At 66.2% G+C, this 20,426-nt stretch carries 18 protein-coding genes; 12 read left to right on the top strand and 6 right to left on the bottom strand.

Annotated features, from left to right (window positions below):
* Nucleotides 1-12: 12 nt before the first annotated feature.
* Nucleotides 13-1,653 carry a glycerol-3-phosphate dehydrogenase gene (gene glpD, locus BLT73_RS14275; protein ID WP_090524944.1) on the bottom strand — a complete coding sequence of 547 codons (1,641 nt, stop codon included), beginning with the start codon at nucleotides 1,651-1,653 and terminating at the stop codon, nucleotides 13-15.
* Between the two features lie 179 nt (nucleotides 1,654-1,832).
* Between glpD and BLT73_RS14270 the strand changes: the two genes are divergently transcribed.
* Nucleotides 1,833-2,615 (top strand): DeoR/GlpR family DNA-binding transcription regulator, encoded by a 783-nt coding sequence (locus BLT73_RS14270; RefSeq protein WP_090524943.1) that lies wholly within the window; start codon nucleotides 1,833-1,835, stop codon nucleotides 2,613-2,615.
* Between the two features lie 42 nt (nucleotides 2,616-2,657).
* Here the strand turns inward: BLT73_RS14270 and BLT73_RS14265 are convergent, their stop codons facing one another.
* The 3 genes from BLT73_RS14265 to BLT73_RS14255 form a co-directional block, all read right to left on the bottom strand.
* Nucleotides 2,658-4,220 carry a multicopper oxidase family protein gene (locus BLT73_RS14265; protein WP_090524974.1) on the bottom strand — a complete coding sequence of 521 codons (1,563 nt, stop codon included), beginning with the start codon at nucleotides 4,218-4,220 and terminating at the stop codon, nucleotides 2,658-2,660.
* Nucleotides 4,221-4,296: 76 nt separating this feature from the next.
* Nucleotides 4,297-4,659: a hypothetical protein gene (locus BLT73_RS14260; protein WP_143025687.1), complete on the bottom strand. Its 363-nt coding sequence runs from the start codon at nucleotides 4,657-4,659 to the stop codon at nucleotides 4,297-4,299.
* An 81-nt stretch (nucleotides 4,660-4,740) separates the two neighbouring features.
* Nucleotides 4,741-5,307 carry a helix-turn-helix domain-containing protein gene (locus tag BLT73_RS14255; protein WP_090524940.1) on the bottom strand — a complete coding sequence of 189 codons (567 nt, stop codon included), beginning with the start codon at nucleotides 5,305-5,307 and terminating at the stop codon, nucleotides 4,741-4,743.
* A gap of 285 nt (nucleotides 5,308-5,592) precedes the next feature.
* Between BLT73_RS14255 and kbl the strand changes: the two genes are divergently transcribed.
* Both kbl and tdh read left to right on the top strand, forming a co-directional pair.
* A complete protein-coding gene (kbl, locus tag BLT73_RS14250; RefSeq protein WP_425438827.1) occupies nucleotides 5,593-6,813 on the top strand; it encodes a glycine C-acetyltransferase in 1,221 nt (406 codons plus the stop codon).
* Nucleotides 6,814-6,826: 13 nt separating this feature from the next.
* Complete coding sequence (gene tdh, locus BLT73_RS14245; protein ID WP_090524936.1) at nucleotides 6,827-7,855, top strand: L-threonine 3-dehydrogenase; 1,029 nt, start codon at nucleotides 6,827-6,829, stop codon at nucleotides 7,853-7,855.
* A gap of 43 nt (nucleotides 7,856-7,898) precedes the next feature.
* Here the strand turns inward: tdh and BLT73_RS14240 are convergent, their stop codons facing one another.
* Nucleotides 7,899-8,879, bottom strand: coding sequence for a LacI family DNA-binding transcriptional regulator (locus BLT73_RS14240; protein WP_245727343.1), 981 nt, complete (start codon nucleotides 8,877-8,879; stop codon nucleotides 7,899-7,901).
* A 157-nt stretch (nucleotides 8,880-9,036) separates the two neighbouring features.
* On the opposite strand from BLT73_RS14240, the gene BLT73_RS14235 reads away from it, so the two are divergent.
* From BLT73_RS14235 to BLT73_RS17655, 9 genes are all read left to right on the top strand, one after another.
* A complete protein-coding gene (locus tag BLT73_RS14235; protein ID WP_090524932.1) occupies nucleotides 9,037-10,101 on the top strand; it encodes a sugar phosphate isomerase/epimerase family protein in 1,065 nt (354 codons plus the stop codon).
* The gene (locus tag BLT73_RS14230; protein WP_090524930.1) at nucleotides 10,098-11,243 is read left to right on the top strand and encodes a Gfo/Idh/MocA family protein; all 1,146 of its coding nucleotides are present in this window, start codon (nucleotides 10,098-10,100) and stop codon (nucleotides 11,241-11,243) included. Before BLT73_RS14235 ends, BLT73_RS14230 begins: the two co-directional genes overlap by 4 nt.
* Nucleotides 11,240-12,745 (top strand): sugar ABC transporter ATP-binding protein, encoded by a 1,506-nt coding sequence (locus BLT73_RS14225; protein ID WP_090524928.1) that lies wholly within the window; start codon nucleotides 11,240-11,242, stop codon nucleotides 12,743-12,745. Before BLT73_RS14230 ends, BLT73_RS14225 begins: the two co-directional genes overlap by 4 nt.
* Nucleotides 12,742-13,743 (top strand): ABC transporter permease, encoded by a 1,002-nt coding sequence (locus BLT73_RS14220; protein ID WP_090524926.1) that lies wholly within the window; start codon nucleotides 12,742-12,744, stop codon nucleotides 13,741-13,743. Before BLT73_RS14225 ends, BLT73_RS14220 begins: the two co-directional genes overlap by 4 nt.
* Nucleotides 13,744-13,786: 43 nt before the next feature.
* Nucleotides 13,787-14,722: an ABC transporter substrate-binding protein gene (locus BLT73_RS14215; protein WP_090524924.1), complete on the top strand. Its 936-nt coding sequence runs from the start codon at nucleotides 13,787-13,789 to the stop codon at nucleotides 14,720-14,722.
* 100 nt (nucleotides 14,723-14,822) lie between these two features.
* Nucleotides 14,823-15,725, top strand: coding sequence for a hydroxypyruvate isomerase family protein (locus tag BLT73_RS14210; protein WP_090524922.1), 903 nt, complete (start codon nucleotides 14,823-14,825; stop codon nucleotides 15,723-15,725).
* Nucleotides 15,726-15,768: 43 nt separating this feature from the next.
* Entirely contained in the window at nucleotides 15,769-17,457 is a 1,689-nt protein-coding gene (locus BLT73_RS14205) for a GMC oxidoreductase (RefSeq protein ID WP_090524920.1), read from the top strand.
* Nucleotides 17,457-18,005: a gluconate 2-dehydrogenase subunit 3 family protein gene (locus BLT73_RS14200; RefSeq protein ID WP_090524918.1), complete on the top strand. Its 549-nt coding sequence runs from the start codon at nucleotides 17,457-17,459 to the stop codon at nucleotides 18,003-18,005. Before BLT73_RS14205 ends, BLT73_RS14200 begins: the two co-directional genes overlap by 1 nt.
* A 58-nt stretch (nucleotides 18,006-18,063) precedes the next feature.
* Nucleotides 18,064-19,368 (top strand): 3-keto-disaccharide hydrolase, encoded by a 1,305-nt coding sequence (locus tag BLT73_RS17655; protein ID WP_245727342.1) that lies wholly within the window; start codon nucleotides 18,064-18,066, stop codon nucleotides 19,366-19,368.
* A 76-nt stretch (nucleotides 19,369-19,444) separates the two neighbouring features.
* Here BLT73_RS17655 and BLT73_RS14190 read toward each other — a convergent pair whose 3' ends face one another.
* Complete coding sequence (locus BLT73_RS14190) at nucleotides 19,445-20,317, bottom strand: sugar phosphate isomerase/epimerase family protein (RefSeq protein WP_090524916.1); 873 nt, start codon at nucleotides 20,315-20,317, stop codon at nucleotides 19,445-19,447.
* Nucleotides 20,318-20,426 lie beyond the last annotated feature (109 nt).

Raw genomic sequence — 20,426 nt, 5'->3', positions numbered from 1 at the left:
CGGCATCCGGCCCTACTCCGCCGCGGCCGCGCTGCCGCGCCGCGCGATCATCCACGCATCCAGCGCCTCGATCTGTGCGGCATCCATCCGCAGCCCCAGCTTCGAGCGCCGCCACACCACGTCCTCGGCCCGGCGGGCGAATTCATGGTCCATCAGCCAGACCACCTCGGCCTCGGTCAGCCCGGCGCCGAAATCCTGGCCCAGTTCCTCGGACGAGGCGGCATTACCCATGATCCGCGCGGCCTCCGTCCCATAGGCCCGGACCAACCGCCGCGCCTGCGCCGGATCCAGAAAACCGAAGCGCGCGCGCAGATCACCGACCAGCCGGTCGAACCCGTCCACCGCGAAATCCCCGCCCGCCAGCGCCGCCCCCGCCGTCCACGGCTGGCCCGGCACGGCAAGATGCTGGCCGATCCGCTCCAGCGCGCTTTCGGCCAGCCGCCGATAGGTGGTGATCTTGCCGCCGAAGATGTTCAGCACCGGCGCGCCCCCTTCTGCATTCACCTTCAGCGTATAGTCCCGCGTCGCCGCCGTGGCGCTCGACGCGCCGTCATCGTAGAGCGGGCGCACGCCGGAATAGGACCATACCACATCCGCGGCCGAAATCGGGCGCTTGAAATAGCGATTGGCGAAGCCGATCAGGTAATCCCGCTCCGCCTCGGTGCAGACCGGGCTGGTGAACGGGTCGTCATGTTCGGCATCGGTGGTGCCGATCAGGGTGAAATCCTGCTCATAGGGGATGGCGAAGATGATCCGGCCATCCGTGCCCTGGAAGAAATAGCACTTGTCGTGATCGTAGAGCCGCGGCGTCACGATATGGCTGCCGCGCACCAGCCGCACCCCTTCGCGGGACGGCAGGTCGATCTTGTCATGGATGATGTCGCCCACCCAGGGCCCGCCTGCGTTGATGAGCATCCGCGCATGGTGGATCCGCGTCTGCCCGCCATCGCTGTCGCGGGTCTCGATCCGCCACAGATCGCCGTCGCGCGCCGCGCGTGTCACCTTGGTCCGGGTCAGAATGGTAGCGCCGCGTTCCGCGGCATCGCGTGCATTCAGCGCCACCAGCCGCGAATCCTCGACCCAGCAATCGGAATATTCATAGGCGTGGCGGAACTCGTCCTGAAGCGGCGCACCCTCTGCCGTGCCGTCAAGCGACAGCGTGGCCGCGCCCGGCAGGATCTTCCGCCCGCCGAGATTGTCGTAGAGAAACAGCCCCAGCCGGATTAGCCAGGCCGGCCGCCGCCCCTTCATCCACGGCATGACCACGCCCAGAAGGCGAGAGGTCGGGGTTTCGGAATCGAAGCGCATATCCTTGTGATAGGGCAGCACGAAGCGCATCGGCCAGCTGATATGGGGCATGGCGCGCAGCAGAACCTCGCGCTCGATCAGCGCCTCGCGCACCAGCCGCAGCTCGAAATATTCCAGATAGCGCAGCCCGCCATGGAACAGCTTGGTCGAGGCCGAGGAGGTGGCCGAAGCCAGATCGTTCATCTCGGCCAGCGTCACCGACAGCCCGCGCCCGGCCGCGTCGCGCGCAATGCCGCAGCCATTGATGCCGCCGCCGATGACGAACAGATCCACCGGATCGCTGTTGAGATGCTGCTGCACGTGATGGCCCCCTTGAGTCCGGCAGGCTAGTGCACAGCCAAACATAAACGCAAGGTTTTTATTTTCGTTTTCTTTCGATTTCGAGATTATGACGGGTTTACAAGGAGATAATCTCCAGACTTGCGCGATTACGGGTCAAATTCGCAAATTTTGTCTGGATTTCACGCCGCGAATGACGTCCAGTCAGCCCAACCGGCGAAAACCGAAAGCAAAGCGAACATCTCATGTCCCAGAGCTTCCGCCATCCCGAGATCCTCGACATGGCGCGCCGCGACGGCAAGGTGACGGTGGAGGGGCTGGCCGAGCATTTCGGCGTCACCTTGCAGACCATCCGCCGCGATCTGTCCGAGCTGGCCGAGTCCGGCCGGCTGGAGCGGGTGCATGGCGGCGCGGTGCTGCCATCGGGCACCAGCAATATCGGCTATGAGGAGCGGCGGCTGCTCAACAGCGACGCCAAGGCGGAAATCGCGCGGGCCTGTGCCGCGCGGATCCCGAACGGGATCTCGCTGTTTCTGAACATCGGCACCAGCACCGAGGCGGTGGCCCGCGAATTGCTGGGACATACCGATCTGATGGTGGCCACCAACAACATGAACGTGGCCAATATCCTGGTCGCCAACCCGGATTGCGAGGTGCTGGTGACCGGCGGCAGCCTGCGCCGGTCGGATGGCGGTCTGATCGGGGCGCTTGCGACCGAGACCATCCGCCAGTTCAAGTTCGACATCGCCGTGATCGGCTGCTCGGCCCTCGATCAGGAGGGCGACATCCTGGATTTCGACATCCAGGAGGTCGGGGTCAGCCGCGCGGTGCTGCGCCAGGCGCGCCAGACCATGCTGGTCGCGGATCACTCCAAGTTCAAGCGCAGCGCGCCTGCGCGCATCGCCTCGCTGGCGGAGTTGGACCTGTTCTTGACCGATGCGCCCCTGCCCGGCCGGCTGGACGAGGCCTGCCGCGGCTGGAAGACCGAGCTGGTGGTGGCGGGCCCGGACCGCGCGCAGCGGGGCTGAAGCCCTCCGGCGGGGCGGGCCCGCCGGAGAGTTGCGTCCCGCTCAGCCCCGGACGGCCAGCGTCGTCATCATGCCGCTGGCCAGATGCGGCATGTGGTGGCAATGCAGCATCCACTCCGCCGACTCGCCTGCATCCAGCGCCACGGTGACGCGTGACATGGGCGGCACATAGACCGTGTCGCGCAGCGCCCCGGCAAAGCGGGTGTCGTTCACCGCCACGACCTGGAAGTGATGGCCGTGCAGATGCATGGGATGGCCCATCATCGACATGTTGTGAAACACCAGCTCGACCCGCTGGCCCTGCCGGGCGGGGACCGGGATGCGCTCCTCGAACACCCGCCCGTTGATGGTCCAGATATAGGGCTGCATCTGCCCGCCCAGCATCACCATCTGGCTGGCGTCGGCCTCCCGCATCTCCAGCGCCGTGGCGGCGCGCAGGGCGGATTCCTGCGCGAGATCCAGATCGAAGGGCGGCGCGGCCTGTTCTGCCCGCGCCGGGATGACCGGAACATGAGCCCCCGGCGTGGCCAGGATCAGCCCGGCGCGCTCCACGGCCCCCTCGCGCAGCGCCAGCACGGGCCAGGCGCCGCGCCCGGCGGGCAGGTCAATCGCGATATCCAGTCGCTGCCCCATCGCGATCCCGAAGCGCGACCCGGCACGCGCGCGGACCGGCTGGCCGTCCACCGCGACCAGTCGGCCAGCAAGGTCGCCGCTGTCGATCCAGAACACCGTGGCGGCGGCGGCGTTGATGACGCGCAGCAGCACCCGGCCGCCGGGATCCACCCGCACCACCTCCGGGTCGGACAGGGTGCGGTCATTGGCCAGATAGGCGTCGAAGTCGAAATCGTTCAGATCCATCTGCATCGGGGCCGCGCCGGCCATGCCGTCTCCCGCCATGTCGTGGCCCGGCATCGCCCCGCTCGACATGTCCATACCCGCCATCTCCTCCATTTCCGACATGTCCATGCCCGGCATCGCGCCATCCGCGCCGCCCATGTCGTGCCCGGCATGAGGATCGGCCACGCCCGCGCCCTGCATTCCCGGCATGGCATCATCGTGGCCGGCACCGGACCGGATCTCGGCCAGCACCTCCTGCGGCGTGCGGAAGGAGAAATCATGCAGGAACATCACCACCTCCTGCCGGTCGGCAGCCAGATCCTCGGGCCGGCGCACGATCAGCGGCGCGGCCAGCAGCCGCATCTCCTGCACCGGGACATGGCTGTGCATCCAATGCGTGCCAGGCGTGGCGGCATAGTCATAGCGGCGGGTCTCGCCGGGCGCGAAGAGCGGCATCGGCATGTCGGGGACGCCGTCCTGCGCATTGGGCGGGATCTGGCCGTGCCAGTGGACGATCATCCGCTCGGCCAGGTCATTGGTCAGATCGGCGCGGAACCGCTGGCCGGGATCGAGGGTGAGCCCCTGCCCGCCTGCCGCGTTCTCCAGCCCCAGCACGGTGGCGGCGCGGCCGTCAATATCCAGCACCCGCGTCGTGGCGCTGAGCGTCATCGGGCCGTCGCTGGCCAGGGCCGCACGCGGCAGGGCGAAGCTGGCGGCCATGGCCGCACCCGCGGCCAGAACGCCGCGTCGAGAGATTTTCTGTGTCATGTATTTGATCCATCTGTGCCCCATATGGGGCGAACATCATCTGGCGCCGTCACCCGGCGCCGCCTCTCAGCGATGTTCAGACGGATCTCGGCGGGCGCTCGCCCGGCCCCACGCCCCGGCCCTGCCAGTGCTCGGCCGCGATGCGCCAGCCCGCCCCGCGCGGCAGGGCAGAGCGGCCCGCATGCGACGCCGCCCCGCGCGGGGCCGGCCCGCCGAGGCAGACCACCTCGCAGGGGAAGGTCATCCTGCCGTCGTCGCCCGTTTCGGCTGCGGCGCGGGCGTCATGCCGGTCCGTTGCGGTTTCGGCGGCCCCGCCCTCGGGACAATGCGGCGCCGCCGCCTGGCCCGGCGCGACCGTTGCGGCAAAACCCGGCTCATGCCCGCCCGACGCGCCAAGCGCGACAAGCACCACCAGCAATGTGCAAATCCATCGTCCCATGCGCGGGGATCGCCTGTCTTCCGGCTGCGTCGGGGTCGGGATAGGGGCTGCGCCCCGCCCCGGCAAGTCACATGCGTGCCATCAGCGCAGCAGCACCACCAGAAAGCCCCGCGCCGGCCGGTCCGAGAGATTGGCGATTTCATGGGGCACATCCGCCGCGTAGCGGGCGGTCTCGCCCTGTTTCAGCGACACGCGGCTGTCGCCGCTGGTGATGCGGATCCCGTCGGTCAGCGCGGTGAGATGCTCGACCGCGCCCGCCGCATGGGCCTCGCTGTCCAGGCTGCCGCCCGGCGCGATGGTCAGCTCATACCATTCGGTCGCCCCGGCGGTGCGCGGGCTGCTGAGGATGCGCAGTTCGCAACTGCCATCGGTGGAGCGGATCAGCGGCGTATGCGCGGCCGGAACCACCTCGATCCCGTCCGCGTCGTCGGGTCCCGCGCCCTCGCCCAGCAGATCGGCCATGTTGATGCCGAGCGCCTGTGTCAGCGCCCAGACCACGGCGAAGGTCGGGTTGGTCTCGCCGCGTTCGATCTGGCTGAGCATGGAGCGCGACACCCCCGACTGCGCCGCAAGCTGTTCCAGCGTCAGCCGGCGCTGCTTGCGCTCGGTCTGGATGACGGGGCCGATGCGGGGCGGTCGGAAGGGCATGGCGGCGGGGTCCGGTTCGGGTGACGGATGTTCTGTCCGATATATTGCACAGATCCGGCATGACGGAAACCCCGCCCGCGCTATGTGCCTGCGCGCCCGTCCATGCCAGGCGGCAATATACCTGCACCGGGACTTATGCTAGGATCCGGGCTGGACTGGTCCAGCGAGGAGCGCGGATGCGCCCGACAGCGGGCCGGTGACGACGCGTTTCAAGATCGCACAGCACGGATTGACATTTATCCGTTATAGTGGATTATTCCGACTTAACGGAACACATCTGCCGCCATGAGAGGAGGACACGCGATGCCCACCGGACTGGACGACCATATCCGCGACATGCTGGCCCAGATCGAGGCGGACGGGCTCTACAAGCGCGAGCGGCTGATCGCCGGGCCGCAGGGCGGCACGATCCGCGTCAGCGACGGGCGCGGCACGCGCGAGGCGATCAATCTCTGCGCCAACAACTATCTCGGCCTCGCCAACCATCCCGAGATCGTGGCCGCCGCCCGCGACGGCATGGAGGCATACGGCTTCGGCATGGCCTCGGTCCGGTTCATCTGCGGCACCCAGACGCTGCACCGGCAACTGGAACGGCAGATCGCGGAATATCTGGGCATGGCGGACGCGATCCTGTTCGCGGCCTGTTTCGACGCCAATGCCGGGGTGTTCGAGCCGCTGCTTGGCGCGGAGGACGCGATCATCTCTGACAGTCTGAACCATGCCTCGATCATCGACGGGATCCGGCTGTGCAAGGCGAAACGCTACCGCTTCGCCAATGGTGACATGGACGCGCTCGAGGATCAGTTGAAGGCGGCGGATGCGGACGGGGCGCGGTTCCGGCTGGTGGCGACGGATGGGGTGTTCTCGATGGACGGTCATGTCGCGAAACTGCCCGAGATCTGCGATCTGGCCGAACGCTACGGCGCAACTGTGATGGTCGATGACTGCCACGCCACCGGCCATCTGGGCAAGGCCGGGCGCGGCACGCCCAGCCTGACCGGGGTGGAGGGGCGGGTCGGCATCATCACCGGCACGCTCGGCAAGACGCTCGGCGGCGGCATGGGCGGGTTCGTGGCCGCCTCGCAGCCGGTGATCGACCTGCTCCGGCAGCGGGCGCGGCCCTATCTGTTTTCCAACAGCCTCGCCCCGCCGGTGGCGGCCGGCGCCATCAAGGCGATCGAGATCGCGCGGGGCGCCGATGATCTGCGCGCCACGTTGGCCGATCACAGCAGATATTTCCGCGACCGCATGACCGCGGCGGGGTTCGAGTTGATCCCCGGACGCACCCCGATCATCCCGGTCATGGTGCATGACGCCAGGCGGGCGCAGGAACTCGCCGCGGCCCTCGACGCGCGCGGCGTGTTCGTGGCCGGGTTCTTCTACCCGGTGGTCCCGAAGAGCGCCGCGCGCATCCGCACCCAGATGTCGGCGGCGCTCAGCCGCGCAGAGATCGACCGCGCCATAGACGCCTTCACCGATGCCGGCCGCGCGCTCGGCATCATCTGAACGGAGCCGCGACATGAAAGCCCTGGTGAAAGCCGAACCGCGCCCCGGATTGTGGTTGCAGGACCGCCCCGTGCCCGAAATCGGCCCCGATGACGTGCTGATCCGCATCCGCAAGACCGGGATCTGCGGCACCGACATCCATATCTATGCCTGGGATGACTGGGCGCAGAAAAACGTGCCCGTCCCGATGGTGATCGGCCATGAATATGCCGGAGAGATCGCCGAGACCGGGCGCAATGTCCGCCATCTGGAACCCGGTCAGCGCGTCTCGGGCGAGGGTCATGTGATCGGCATGAAAAGCCGCGCGGCGCGGGGCGGGAAATTCCATCTCGACCCGGAGACGCGCGGCATCGGGGTCCAGATCCCCGGCGCCTTCGCGGAATATCTGAGCCTGCCGGCCTTCAATGTCGTCCCCCTGCCCGACAGCGTCGATGACGAGCTGGGCGCGATCCTCGACCCGCTGGGCAATGCGGTCCACACGGCGCTCTCCTTCGATCTGGTGGGTGAGGATGTGCTGATCACCGGCGCCGGCCCGATCGGGATCATGAGCGCCGCCGTCGCCCGCCATGTCGGCGCGCGCCATGTGGTCATCACCGATGTGAACCCCGACCGTCTGGCGCTGGCGGGGGCGGTCGCGGATGTGCGCCCGGTCAATGTCGCGGCCGAGGATCTGGCCGAGGTCAAGCAGCGGCTCGGCATGAAGGAAGGCTTCGATGTCGGGCTGGAGATGAGCGGCGCGCCGTCTGCCTTCGACCAGATGGTCGATCACCTGGTGATGGGCGGGCGGATCGCGCTGCTGGGGATCCCGGCCCGCCCGGCCCCGGTGGACTGGACAAGGATCGTGTTCAAGATGCTGACCATCAAGGGCATCTATGGCCGCGAAATGTTCGAGACCTGGCACAAGATGCTGGCCATGCTGGAAAGCGGGCTGGATATTCGCGGGGTCATCACCCACCGCCTGCCGGTCGCCGATTTCGCCCGCGGATTCGAGATCATGCAGGGCGGAACCTCCGGCAAGATCGTGCTGGACTGGACCGGCTGAACCGGCTGGGCCTGCTGCCGTCGCGCCGCGCCGCGCGCCCGCGTCAGGCCCGCGCGGTGCTGTCGCGCGGCAGCAATTCGACCGGCAGGATCACCTCGGCCTCGGGGCGCTCCCCGTCCAGAACCGCCAGCAGCGTCTCGGCCGCCTTCTGGCCCAGCACCGCCCGCCGCTGCCGGATCGTGGTCAGGGGCGGCAGGCCGTAATTCGACCATTCGATATTGTCGAACCCCATCACCGAGATGTCGTCCGGCACGGCCAGCCCCGCCTTGTGGAGCCCGTGGATCAGCCCCATCGCCATCTCGTCATTGTCGCAGAACACCGCCGTCGGCAGCGCCTCCATCCCGGCGATCCGGCCCGCCGCCTCGAACCCCGCGCGCAGCGAGAAATCGCCCTCGATCCGGGTCAGATCCTGCGCCGGGTCGATGCCGGCGCGATAGAGCCCTTCCTCGAAACCCTTGCGGCGCGAGATGGTCAACGTGTTGCCCACCGGCCCGGTCAGATGCAGCAGCCTGCGATGGCCAAGCCCGGTCAGATGCTCCGCCGCCAGCCGTCCGCCCGCGACATTGTCGGCCAGCACGCGCGGCGCCTCCAGCATGGAGTTGAATTCGCAGGCCTGCACCACCGGCGGGCAGGACGGATGGGTCAAAAGCTCCGGCTCCAGCCGCCCGTCCAGCACGATCACCCCGTCGCAGCGCGCCCGGTTCAGATAGCTGGCCAGCGGCGCATTCGGTGCCGGGGTGCTGGCTGAAATCGTGTCCAGAACCAGAAGATTCAGCCCCTTGGCACGCAAGGTCTCGGCAATGCCGGACAGGATCTGGGAAAAGAACGGGTTGGCGATATTGGGCACCAGGGCCAGCACCCCGCCAACCTGCTGCTGACGCAGGTTGCGAGCGGTCACGTTGACGATATAGCCGGTTTCAAGCACCGCGGCCTCGACCAGCTTGCGCGTCGCCTCCGACACCATGTCCGGTTTCGACAGCGCCCGGCTGACCGTTGCCGCGGACACACCCGCGATGCGTGCCACGTCATGGATTCGTGGGGCCCGTGACTGATCTTTCACCCGGTCTCTTTCCTGCTGCCAGAGATGAACAATTTAGGCCAAAAAAAACGGTTGTAAACCATTTCATCCTGTGTCACCCACTATGTAACCGATTGCATCGCACGTTTCTTCGGGGGGAAACATGAGGACGATCAAGGGGCCGGGCCTATTCCTGGCACAATTTATCGGCGACTCCGCGCCCTTCGACAATTTCGACGACATCACCGCCTGGGCGGCCGGATGCGGCTATCTGGGCGTGCAGGTGCCGTCGGGTGCCGCGAATATGCTGGATCTGGACCAGGCCGCTGCGTCGGACGCGTATTGCGCCGATCTGAAGGGCCGCGCGGCGCTGAACGGCGTCGAGATCACCGAGCTTTCGGCCCATCTTCAGGGCCAGCTTGTCGCCGTCCATCCCGCCTTCGACGATGCGTTCGACGGCTTCGCCCCGGCCCATCTTCGCGGCAATCCGGCCGCGCGGCAGGAATGGGCGGTGGCGCAGATCCGCAAGACCATCGATGCCTCGGCCCGGCTGGGTCTCGACCGGATGGCGGCGTTTTCGGGCGCGCTCGCCTGGCCCTATTTCTATCCCTGGCCGCAGCGCCCGGCGGGTCTGGTGGAGGCCGCGTTTGACGAGCTGGCGGCGCGGTGGCGGCCGCTGCTGGATCATGCCGAGGAAAACGGCGTCGATATCTGTTTCGAGATCCATCCCGGCGAGGATCTGCATGACGGCGTCACATTCGAGATGTTCCTCGACCGCATGAACCAGCATCCCCGCGCGAAGATGCTGTACGACCCGTCGCATTACCTGCTGCAGCAGCTCGACTATATTGACCATCTCGACATCTATGCCGAGCGGATCGGGATGTTCCATGTCAAGGACGCGGAGTTCAATCCGACCGGCCGGCAGGGCGTCTATGGTGGCTATCAGTCTTGGGTGGACCGCGCCGGCCGCTTCCGCAGCCCCGGCGACGGACAGGTCGATTTCGGGACAATCTTCTCCAAGCTGACAGCGATGGATTTCGACGGCTGGGCCGTCGTCGAATGGGAATGCGCGCTGAAACATCCCGAGGATGGCGCGCGCGAGGGCGCGGCGTTCGTGCGCGACCACATCATCCGCGTCACCGAGCGCGCCTTTGACGATTTTGCCGATTCCGGTGTCGATCAGGCGGCAAATCTGAGAATGTTGGGGTTGGGGGAGCGCAAATGAAACGTCATGTGCCGCTGCGTCTTGGTATGGTTGGGGGTGGAGCCGGTGCGCTGATCGGCAATGTGCATCGTATTGCGGCGCGGATTGACGGTGAATTTCAACTCGTTGCCGGCGCGCTGTCCTCGACCCCCGAGAAGGCGCAGCAGAGCGCCGCGACGCTCGGCATCGCCGAAGACCGCGCTTATGACAACTTCGAGAAGATGGCCGAAACCGAATCAGCCCGCGAGGACGGGATCGAGGTGGTGGCGATCTGCACCCCCAATCACCTGCACGGCCCGGCCTCGAAAGCCTTCCTTGACCGTGGCATTCATGTCATCTGCGACAAGCCGCTGACCGCCACCATGGCGCAGGCGCGCGAACTGACCGAGGCCGCGAAATCCTCCGGCGCGCTGTTCTTCCTGACCCACAACTACTCCGGCTATCCCCAGATCCGGCTGGCGCGGGAAATGGTCGCGCGCGGCGATCTGGGCAAGATCCGGCTGGTGATGGTGGAATATGCGCAGGACTGGCTGACCGAACCCAGCGATTCCAAGCAGGCCGAGTGGCGCAGCGACCCGGAACGCGCCGGTGCGGGCGGGGCCATCGGCGATATCGGCACCCATGCCTTCCAGCTTGCCCGGTTCGTGACCGGGATGCTGCCCGAAAAGCTGGCCGCCGATCTGACCGCCTTCGTGCCGGGCCGCAAGCTGGACGACAACGCCAATGTGCTGATGCGCTATGCCGGCGGGGCCAAGGGCACACTGTGGTGCTCTCAGGTCGCGCCGGGCACGGAGAACGGTCTGAAGCTGCGCGTCTATGGCGACAAGGGCGGGCTGGAATGGGCGCATGAGGCGCCCGAGACGCTGTGGTTCACCCCGTTCGGAGAGGCCGCGCGCAAGTTGCGGCGCGGCGGGCCGGGCACGACCGACAGTGCCGCGGAATCCAGCCGCATCCCGGCCGGCCATCCCGAAGGCTATCTGGAAGGTTTCGCCAATCTCTACCGCGAGGCGGCGGCGGCAATCCGCGCCCAGCAGGAGGGCCGCCCCCTGCCCGACCCGCTGCTGGTGCCCGATCTTCAGGACGGGCTGGAGGGGCTGCATTTCATCGATGCCTGCATCCGCTCCGACGAGGCCGATAATGGCTGGGTGGAGGTGATGCCATGACCGACCCGATCCTGTCGCTCAGCGACGTGCATAAATCCTTTGGCCCGATCGAGGTGCTGCACGGCGTCAATTTCGCGCTGCGCCCCGGAGAGGTCCACGCGCTGATCGGGGAAAACGGTGCGGGCAAGTCCACGACCATGAAGATCCTGGCCGGCTATCTGTCCCAGACCGATGGCGAGGTGATCTTCGAGGGAAACCCGATCCGCTTCGATCATTCCGACGAGGCGGAGGATCTGGGGATCATCATGATCCACCAGGAATTCAACCTGGCGGAACATCTCGCGGTCGATCAGAACATCTTCCTCGGGCGCGAGCTGAAGAAAGGCTGGCGGCTGGATCACGGCGAGATGCGGCGGCGGTCGGCGGAATTGCTGCAACGGCTCGATTGCCGCGTCGACCCCGCCACCCAGGTCAACCGCATCTCGGTCCCCGACAAGCAGATGGTGGAGATCGCCAAGGCGCTGTCGCGCGACGCCCGCGTGCTCATCATGGACGAACCCACCGCCGTGCTGACCGAGCGCGAGACCGAGGTGCTGTTCGAGCAGATCGAGCGGCTGCGCGAACAGGGCGTGGCGATCCTGTATACCTCGCACAAGCTGAGCGAGGTGAAGCGGATTGCCGACCGGGTCACGGTACTGCGCGACGGCACCATGGTCCGCTCGGGCATGGTCGAGGAGTTCAGCGAACACGACATGGCCACGGCGATGGTCGGGCGCGAATTGTCCGACCTGTTCCCGCCCAAGGCCGAAGGCGGCGCCGAGACGGTGCTGGAGGTGCGCAATGTCTCCGTCCCCGGCATGGTCGAGAATGCCAGCCTGAATCTCCACAGGGGCGAGGTGCTGGGGATTGGCGGGCTGGTCGGTTCCGGCCGGACCGAGCTGGCCGAGGCGATTGCGGGCCTGCGCCCGCGCGACGGCGAGGTGACGGTGAAAGGCACCGCCCTGCCCCCAGGCGACATTTCGGCGGCGGTGAAGGCCGGGCTGGTCTATCTGACCGAAGACCGCAAGGGCGCCGGTCTGCTGCTGGAAAAGACCCTGCGCGAGAACCTGACCCTGCCGCTTCTGTCCGAATTCGGCAATCCGCTCATCAACCGCAGGAAGGAAGAGGCCGCGCTCAGCAAGGCCATCGAGGATTTCGCCATCCGCGCCCCCGACCGGGGCATGGCGGTGGGCGATCTGTCGGGCGGCAACCAGCAGAAGCTGCTTCTGGCCAAGACACTGCTGAGCAATCCCGAGATCGTCATCATCGACGAGCCGACGCGCGGCATCGATATCGGCACCAAGCAGCAGATCTATCAACTGATCGCGGATCTCGCCGCCGAGGGCCGCAGCATCATCGTGATCTCCTCGGAGATGCCCGAACTGATCGGCCTCGCGGATCGGGTGGTGGTCATGCATTCGGGCGAGATCACCGGCGAGGTCAGCGGCGCGGACGTGAACGAACAACGCATCGTGAAGCTCGCCATGGGCATGGATGCAGAACCAGAGGGGACGGCCGCATGACCGACGCCACCGCCAAGAAACCGGCTGCGCGCCGGTCATCCGTCAATCTGCAAGCCATCGGCCCGGTCGTGGCGCTGATCGTGCTGGTGCTGATCGGCATCTCGCTGAGCGACAATTTCCTGAGCTATGCCAATGTCACCAACGTACTCGCGCGCTCGGCCTTCATCGGCATCATTGCCGTGGGCATGACCTTCGTCATCACCGCGGGCGGGCTGGACCTGTCCGTGGGCTCGATGGCCGCCTTCGTCGCGGGCGTGATGATCATCGCCATGAACGCGATGACCGAACGCATGGGCGTCACCCTGCCGGTGGTGTTGCTGGGCATGCTGATCGCGCTGTTTTCCGGTTTCGCGGCGGGGATGATCAACGGGCTGCTGATCACCCGCGCCGGGATCGAGGCGTTCATCGTCACCCTCGGCACGATGGGGATCTACCGCTCTCTCATCACCTGGCTGGCGGATGGCGGCACGCTGTCCATCGGCTATCAGATGGGCGAGTTCTACCGCCCGGTTTATTACGGCGGGATCGCCGGGATTAGCTGGCCGATCATCGTCTTCGCGCTTGTCGCCATCATCGGCGAGATCGCCATGCGGCACACCGCGTTCGGGCGGCATTGCGCGGCCATCGGCTCGAATGAGAAGGTCGCGCGCTATTCCTCGGTCGCGGTGCTGCGGGTGCGGCTGATCACCTATGCGCTGCTCGGTCTGCTGGTCGGGCTGGCGGTGGTGATGTATGTGCCGCGCCTCGGTTCGGCCTCCTCGGCCACGGGCTTGTTGTGGGAGTTGGAGGCAATCGCCGCGGTCATCATCGGCGGCACGCTTTTGAAAGGCGGGTTCGGCCGGGTCTGGGGCACCGTGGTCGGCGTGCTGATCCTCAGCCTGATCGGCAATATCCTGAACCTGACCGATTTCGTGAGCCCCTATCTCAACGGAGCCATTCAGGGCGTCGTCATCATCCTGGCGGTCGTTCTGCAACGCAACACGGGTCCGGCCCGCTGAGGCCGCCCGTCAACCCTGTCACACTACCCTGGGAGGACTGACAATGAAGATCACTCTGGTTGCCACCACGGCACTGGCGGGCGCACTTGCCCTGCCTGCCTTCGCACAGACCATCGGCGTGTCGATCCCGGCCGCCACGCATGGCTGGGCCGGTGCGCTGAACTACCACGCCGAGCGCACGGTGGAGCGGCTCGAGGAAACCTATCCCGACATGGATTTCGTGCTGACCACGACCTCCGATCCGGGCACGCAGGTGTCGGATCTTGAGGATATGGTGGCGACGCGCGGGATCGACGCGCTTGTCGTGCTGCCCTTCGAATCCGAGCCGCTGACCGGCCCGATCCAGCGGATCGCGGAAAGCGGCACATGGGTCACAGTCGTGGACCGGGGACTGGCGCAGGACGGGATCGAGGATCTCTATGTCGCGGGCGATAATATGAGCTTCGGGCAGACCGCCGGGCAGTATTTCGTGGATAATCTGGACAGCGGCGCGAAGCTGGTTGTGATGCGCGGCATTCCGTCCACCGTCGATAATGAGCGGGTTGAGGGGTTTGAGGCCGCGCTCGAAGGCTCTGACCTTGAGGTGCTGGCGATGGATCACGCCAACTGGAACCGCGACAACGCGTTCACGCTGATGCAGGATTACCTTTCGCGGTTTTCCGAAATCGACGCGGTGTGGGCTGCGGATGACGATCAGGCGGTCGGTGCATTGGCGGCCATCGAACAGGCCGGGCGTTCGGGCGAAATGATCGTCGTCGGCGGCGCCGGGATGAAGGAGATGGTGGACCGCATCCGCAATGGCGACGAGACCGTGCCGGTCAACGTCACCTATCCGCCCTCGATGATCTCGACCGCGATCGAGATGACGGCCGTCGGTGCCTCGGGTGCTGCACCCATGACCGGCGAATTCATCATCGCGTCCGAGTTGATTACCCAGGACAATGCCGAGGATTACTATTTCGAAGACAGCCCCTATTGATCGGCTGACGACCCCTGCGCGTCCGCGCGCCGGTCGCGCAGGGATGTGACCTCTGCCGCAATTGAGGCGGCGGGCGACTTAACAAGGCGAGGATTTGAAGATGACCGATTTGTCGGAACGGAGACTCACGCGCCGCAGCCTGTTTCATGGCGCCGCCGGAACCGGCGCATTGCTGATCGCAGGCCGGGCCGCCGCGCAGCAGGCCGAGACCGCCGGAACCACTGCGCTGAAAGGCAATATCAACCATTCCGTCGCCCGCTGGACCTATGGCGATCTGCCGCTCGACCAGTTGGCCGCTCTGTGCAATCGCATCGGGATCGGGGCGATTGATCTTTGCGGGCCGGATGACTGGCCGGTGCTGAAGGAGGCCGGGCTGGACAGCTCGATGTGCAACGGCGCGGAGATCAGCCTGGAGGATGGCTGGGCCGAACGCGACAACCACCCGGTGCTGATCGACAATTACCGCCGCCACATCCAGCTTGTCGCCGATGCAGGATACCGCAACCTGATCTGCTTCAGCGGCAACCGGCGCGGGATGGACCCCGAGGACGGGCTGCGCGCCTGCGAGGAGGGGATCAAGGAAATCCTGGGCGCCGCCGAAGAGGCCGGGGTGGTGATCCAGATGGAGTTGCTGAACTCCAAGGTCGATCACCCGGATTACCTGTGTGACAACTCACCCTGGGGCGTGGCGCTGTGCGACCGCATCGGCTCGCCCAATTTCAAGCTGCTCTATGACATCTACCACATGCAGATCATGGAGGGCGACGTGATCCGCACGATCACCGACCATCAGGATTGTTTCGGCCATTACCACACCGCAGGCAATCCGGGCCGGCACGAGCCCGATGACAGCCAGGAACTGAATTACGCGGCCATTTGCCGCGCAATCCGTGACACCGGGTTCACCGGCTATGTCGCGCAGGAGTTTGTACCGAGTGCCGATCAGGCCACCGACGCCGCGGCCGAAGCGCTGCGCGCGGCGGTTCTGACCTGTGATGTTTAACACGATTTGAGCCAACCAGCTTTGTCCTGAGGAGGGGCGCCAGATGGCAGATAATACGCATTACGACGCGATTGTCGTCGGTTCGGGGATCAGCGGCGGATGGGCCGCGAAGGAACTGACGGAACGGGGATTGAAGGTGCTGATGCTCGAACGCGGGCGCAATATCGAGCATCTGACCGATTACGTGAATGCCGAAAAAGAGGCATGGGATTACCCCCATCGCGGCACGGCGACGGTGGAGATGAAGCGCCAGCACCCGGTCTTGCAGCGCGACTATCCGCTGAACGAACCGACCAACGGCATGTGGGCGAACGAACAGGATAACCCTTACGTCGAGACGAAGCGGTTCGACTGGTTCCGGGGCTATCATGTCGGCGGCCGCTCGCTGATGTGGGGGCGGCATTCCTATCGTCTGTCCGATATTGATTTCGAGGCCAATCAGAAGGAAGGCATCGCGATTGACTGGCCGATCCGGTATGCCGATCTGGCCCCGTGGTATGACCATGTGGAGCAGTTCGCCGGCATCTCCGGCTCGAATGAGGGGCTGGACGTTCTGCCGGACGGGCAGTTCCTGCCGCCGATCCCGCTCAATATCGTGGAAAAGGACGTGGCGGCGCGCATCCAGCAGGCCTTCGGCGGCAAGCGGCATCTGATCAATTCGCGCGTGGCCAACATCACGGAGCCCAAGCCCGAACAGAACCGCGCCAACTGCCAGTATCGCAACAAGTGCTGGCTCGGCTGCCCTTACGGCGCGTATTTCAGCACCCAGTCCGCGACGCTTCCCGCGGCAATGGCGACGGGCAATTTGACGCTGCGCCCGTTCTCCATCGTGCGGCAGGTCATGTATGACCGCGACGCCGGGCGCGCGACCGGGGTCGAGATCATCGACGCCGAGAACAACCAGACCTATGAATACACCGCCAATGTCGTGTTCCTGAATGCCTCTGCGTTCAACTCGACCTGGCTGCTGATGAACTCTGCCACCGATGTGTGGGAGGGCGGGCTCGGCTCCGCCTCGGGCGAGCTGGGCCATAACGTGATGGACCACCATTTCCGCGTCGGTGCGGAGGGCCGGATCGAAGGCTTTGACGACAAATATTACTTCGGACGCCGCCCCGCGGGCTTCTATGTCCCCCGCTTCCGCAATCTGGATGGCGAGGAACGCCCCTATCTGCGCGGCTTCGGCTATCAGGGCTCGGCCAGCCGCGAGGGCTGGCGGCGCGAGATTGCCGAGCTGAATATCGGCAAGGACTTCAAGGAGCTGATCAGCAAGCCCGGCGACTGGCGCATCGGCATGACCGCCTTCGGCGAGATGCTGCCCTATCACGAGAACCGCATCGCGCTGAGCGACACGGTCACCGACAAATGGGGGATGCCGGTGCTCGATATCAGCGTCGAGCTGGGCGAGAACGAACGCGAAATGCGCAAGGACATGCAGCAGGACGCGGTCGACCTGTTCGAGGCGGGCGGCGCGGTCGATGTGCGCCCGACCGAGAGCGACTACGCGCCCGGCATGGGCATCCACGAGATGGGCACCGCGCGGATGGGCCGCGATGCCGCGACATCGGTGCTGAACGGCAACAACCAGCTCTGGGACGCGCCGAATGTCTATGTCACCGACGGCGCCTGCATGACCTCGTCAAGCTGCGTGAACCCGTCGCTCACCTATATGGCGCTGACCGCGCGGGCTGCGGCCCATGCCGTGGAAAGCCTCAAGAACGGAGATCTGTGATGAACCGCCGCGAACTTCTCTCCATGATCGCCGCCGTCACCGGGACCGCGATGATCGCCCCCCGCGCCGGCTGGAGCTATCAGCCGACGGAAATCGGCGAGAACATCTTCTCGCCCGAGGATGCCGCCTTCCTCGACGAGGTGGCGGAGATCATCATTCCGCAGACCGACACGCCCGGCGCGAAGGATGCCGGCGTGGGCGAGTTCATGACGATCTATGTGAGCGACTGCTACGACCGCGCCCAGCAGGACGAGTTCCGGGACGCAATGGAGATGCTGAAGACCTATGCGCAGGACGTGTATGGCGCCGATTTCATGGCGCTCGAACCCAACCAGCAGCAGGTGCTGATCGAGGATATCGCGAGCCTCGCCCGCAACCAGTCGGCGCGCGAGGGGGCGGAGCCGCACTGGTTCACCGCGATCCATCAGCTTGTGCTGTTCGGCTTCTTCACCTCCCAGCCAGGCGCGACCGAGGTGCTGCGCTACGAGGCGGTGCCGGGCGAGTTCCGCGACACCGATTACGATGGCGGCCCGGCCTGGGCGACCTGACATGCGATGCCCCCCCGGCGCGGCCGGGGGGTGTTTTCTTTTCCGCAGGAGTATCGAGATGAACCATTTTCTGACCACCACCGCCCTGGCCGTAAGTCTCTGCGCCGCCGGACTGGCCCACGCGCAGGACAGCGAGGCGGAAAACGAACTGACCGCCGAACAGAACGCGGCCGAAGCGCAGGGCGTGCCGGCCCCCGCCGCCGCGCCGTCGCCGGCCGAAGAACTCGACACCGAGGACAACCCGGACGCCGCGGAGGACGCCGGGGAAGACGACACCGAGGGCGACGCGCCCCTGCCCGAGCCCGCCAGGCCCGACGCCGCCTCCGACATGGTCGATCCGGCCGCAACCGAGGCGGAGGACGCGATGGCGGATGACGCCGGCAACGCCGCCACCGAGAGCGGCAGCGCGATGGAGGACGGCGCAAGCTCGGACGCCTCGGGCGATGACGACGGGGCCGGGGAAGGCACGGCCGGCGACGATATGGCGAGCGACGCCGCGGCCAGCGAAGACATGGCGCGTGACGATGCGGCCGGTGAGGAGATGGCTGGCGAGGAGATGGCTGGCGAGGATATGGCCGGTCAGGACGCGGCTGCGGCCGGTGGCGACGCGGAAGATGGCGACGCGGCAGGTGACGACGCGGAAGGTGAGGAAGCGGAAGGCGAGGACGCCGCCACCGCGCCCGCCATGGATGACGCGGCCCGCTCCACCGTGACCGAGATCTGGGAGCCGGTGCCGGAAACCGTGGATGCGCCCGCCGATGCCCCGCCCTCTGACGCGGTGGTGCTGTTTGACGGCAGCAATCTCGATGCCTGGGAATCGGTCGAAGGCGGCGCCGCGCCGTGGCAGGTCGCGGACGGCGTGATGACCGTCGAACGCCAGAGCGGCGCAATCCGCACCAAGGAGTCCTTCTGCGATGTGCAGATGCATATCGAATGGCGCGCGCCCGAGGATATCGAGGGCTTCGAGGGGCAGGATCGCGGCAATAGCGGCGTGTTCTTCCAGGAGCTCTACGAGGTGCAGGTGCTCGACAGCTCCGACAACCCGACCTATGCGAACGGTCAGGCGGCCTCGGTCTACAAGCAGCATATCCCGCTGGTGAACGCCTCGCGCGGGCCGGGCGAGTGGCAGGAATACGACATCATCTTCGATGCGCCGGAATTCTCGGATGAGGGCGATCTGGAGAAACCGGCCTATATCACCGTGTTCCATAACGGGGTGGTGGTGCAGAACCATGTCGAGCTGCAGGGCGGCACGGTCTGGATCGGCTATCCGCAATACCAGGCCCATGGCTGCGCGCCGATCCAGTTGCAGGATCACGACGCCTCGGTCAGCTATCGCAATATCTGGGTGCGCCCGATGTAGGCGTGCTGCATCACTGAAAGCAAAAAACGGGCCGCAGCGATGCGGCCCGTTCGCGTTTCACCTGGCCCGTGCGGGATCAGTCGCGGGTGGCGCCGTCCGGCAGGTTCTCGGTCAGGAAGGTGGCCCCGGTCGCCACGACTTCATCGGCGGCAAGCGGCTGGTCATGCTCGATGATATACCATTCCACCCCGGCCTCCTCGGCGGCGGGCAGGATGGCCGCCCAGTCGAGCACCCCCTCGCCCAGGGCCGCGAAGCCGCGCTGATCCTCGTTCTCGCCTTCGGGCGCATTGTCCTTGGCGTGAACGGCAAAGACGCGATCCTCGAACCGGCCCAGATATTCCGCCGGATCAAGCCCGCCGCGCGCGACCCAGGCCAGATCGATCTGCGCCATGACATCCTCGCCCGCCGCTTCCATCATCACCTCGAGCGCGGTGCGCCCGCCAATGTCGACCATCTCGAAATCATGGTTGTGATAGGCCAGACGCATATCCTGCGCCTGCAACTCGTCCGAGATCGTTTTCAGCTCCTCGCCAAGCGCGACCCAGCCGGCCTCGTCGGTCGGGCGGGCGTCTTCGGCGAGGTAAGGCACGGTGATCGTGTCATTCCCGATGGCCTTGTTGAAATCGACGACGCCCTGAAGATCGGCGCGCAGATCGTCAAGCTGGGCATGGGTCGAGATCGCCGCGATGTTATGCGCGTCGAGCTGGGATTTCAGATCCTCGGCCGTGGTCTCCTGCATGCCGACGGTCTCCACCGCGGTGACGCCCGCCGCTTCGACCGCGGCCAGCCGCTCGTCCAGCGTGCCGAAATCGCGCAGGGTGTAAAGCTGCACCGCGATCGGCAATTCGCCGGTGGCCGCGCCCTCTGCGTCCTGGGCCATGACGGCCGGGGCAGCCATCAGGCTGGCCGTGGCCGCGACAACTCCGTATTTCAAGGTCTTAAATGTCATGCTCTTCTCCCTAATTCCCCGCGGAACGCCGTGGGTCAGCGCAAATGTAAAGGATTTCATGGGGGATGAAAAGCATTTCACCCGCCGCTGAGCCGGGATCGGCGCATGG

Origin of the sequence: Paracoccus isoporae, assembly GCF_900101865.1 — a bacterium.
GTDB lineage: Bacteria > Pseudomonadota > Alphaproteobacteria > Rhodobacterales > Rhodobacteraceae > Paracoccus > Paracoccus isoporae.
The sequence above is the reverse complement of the archived record's forward strand: the minus strand, read 5'-3'. Positions and strand labels throughout refer to the sequence as shown.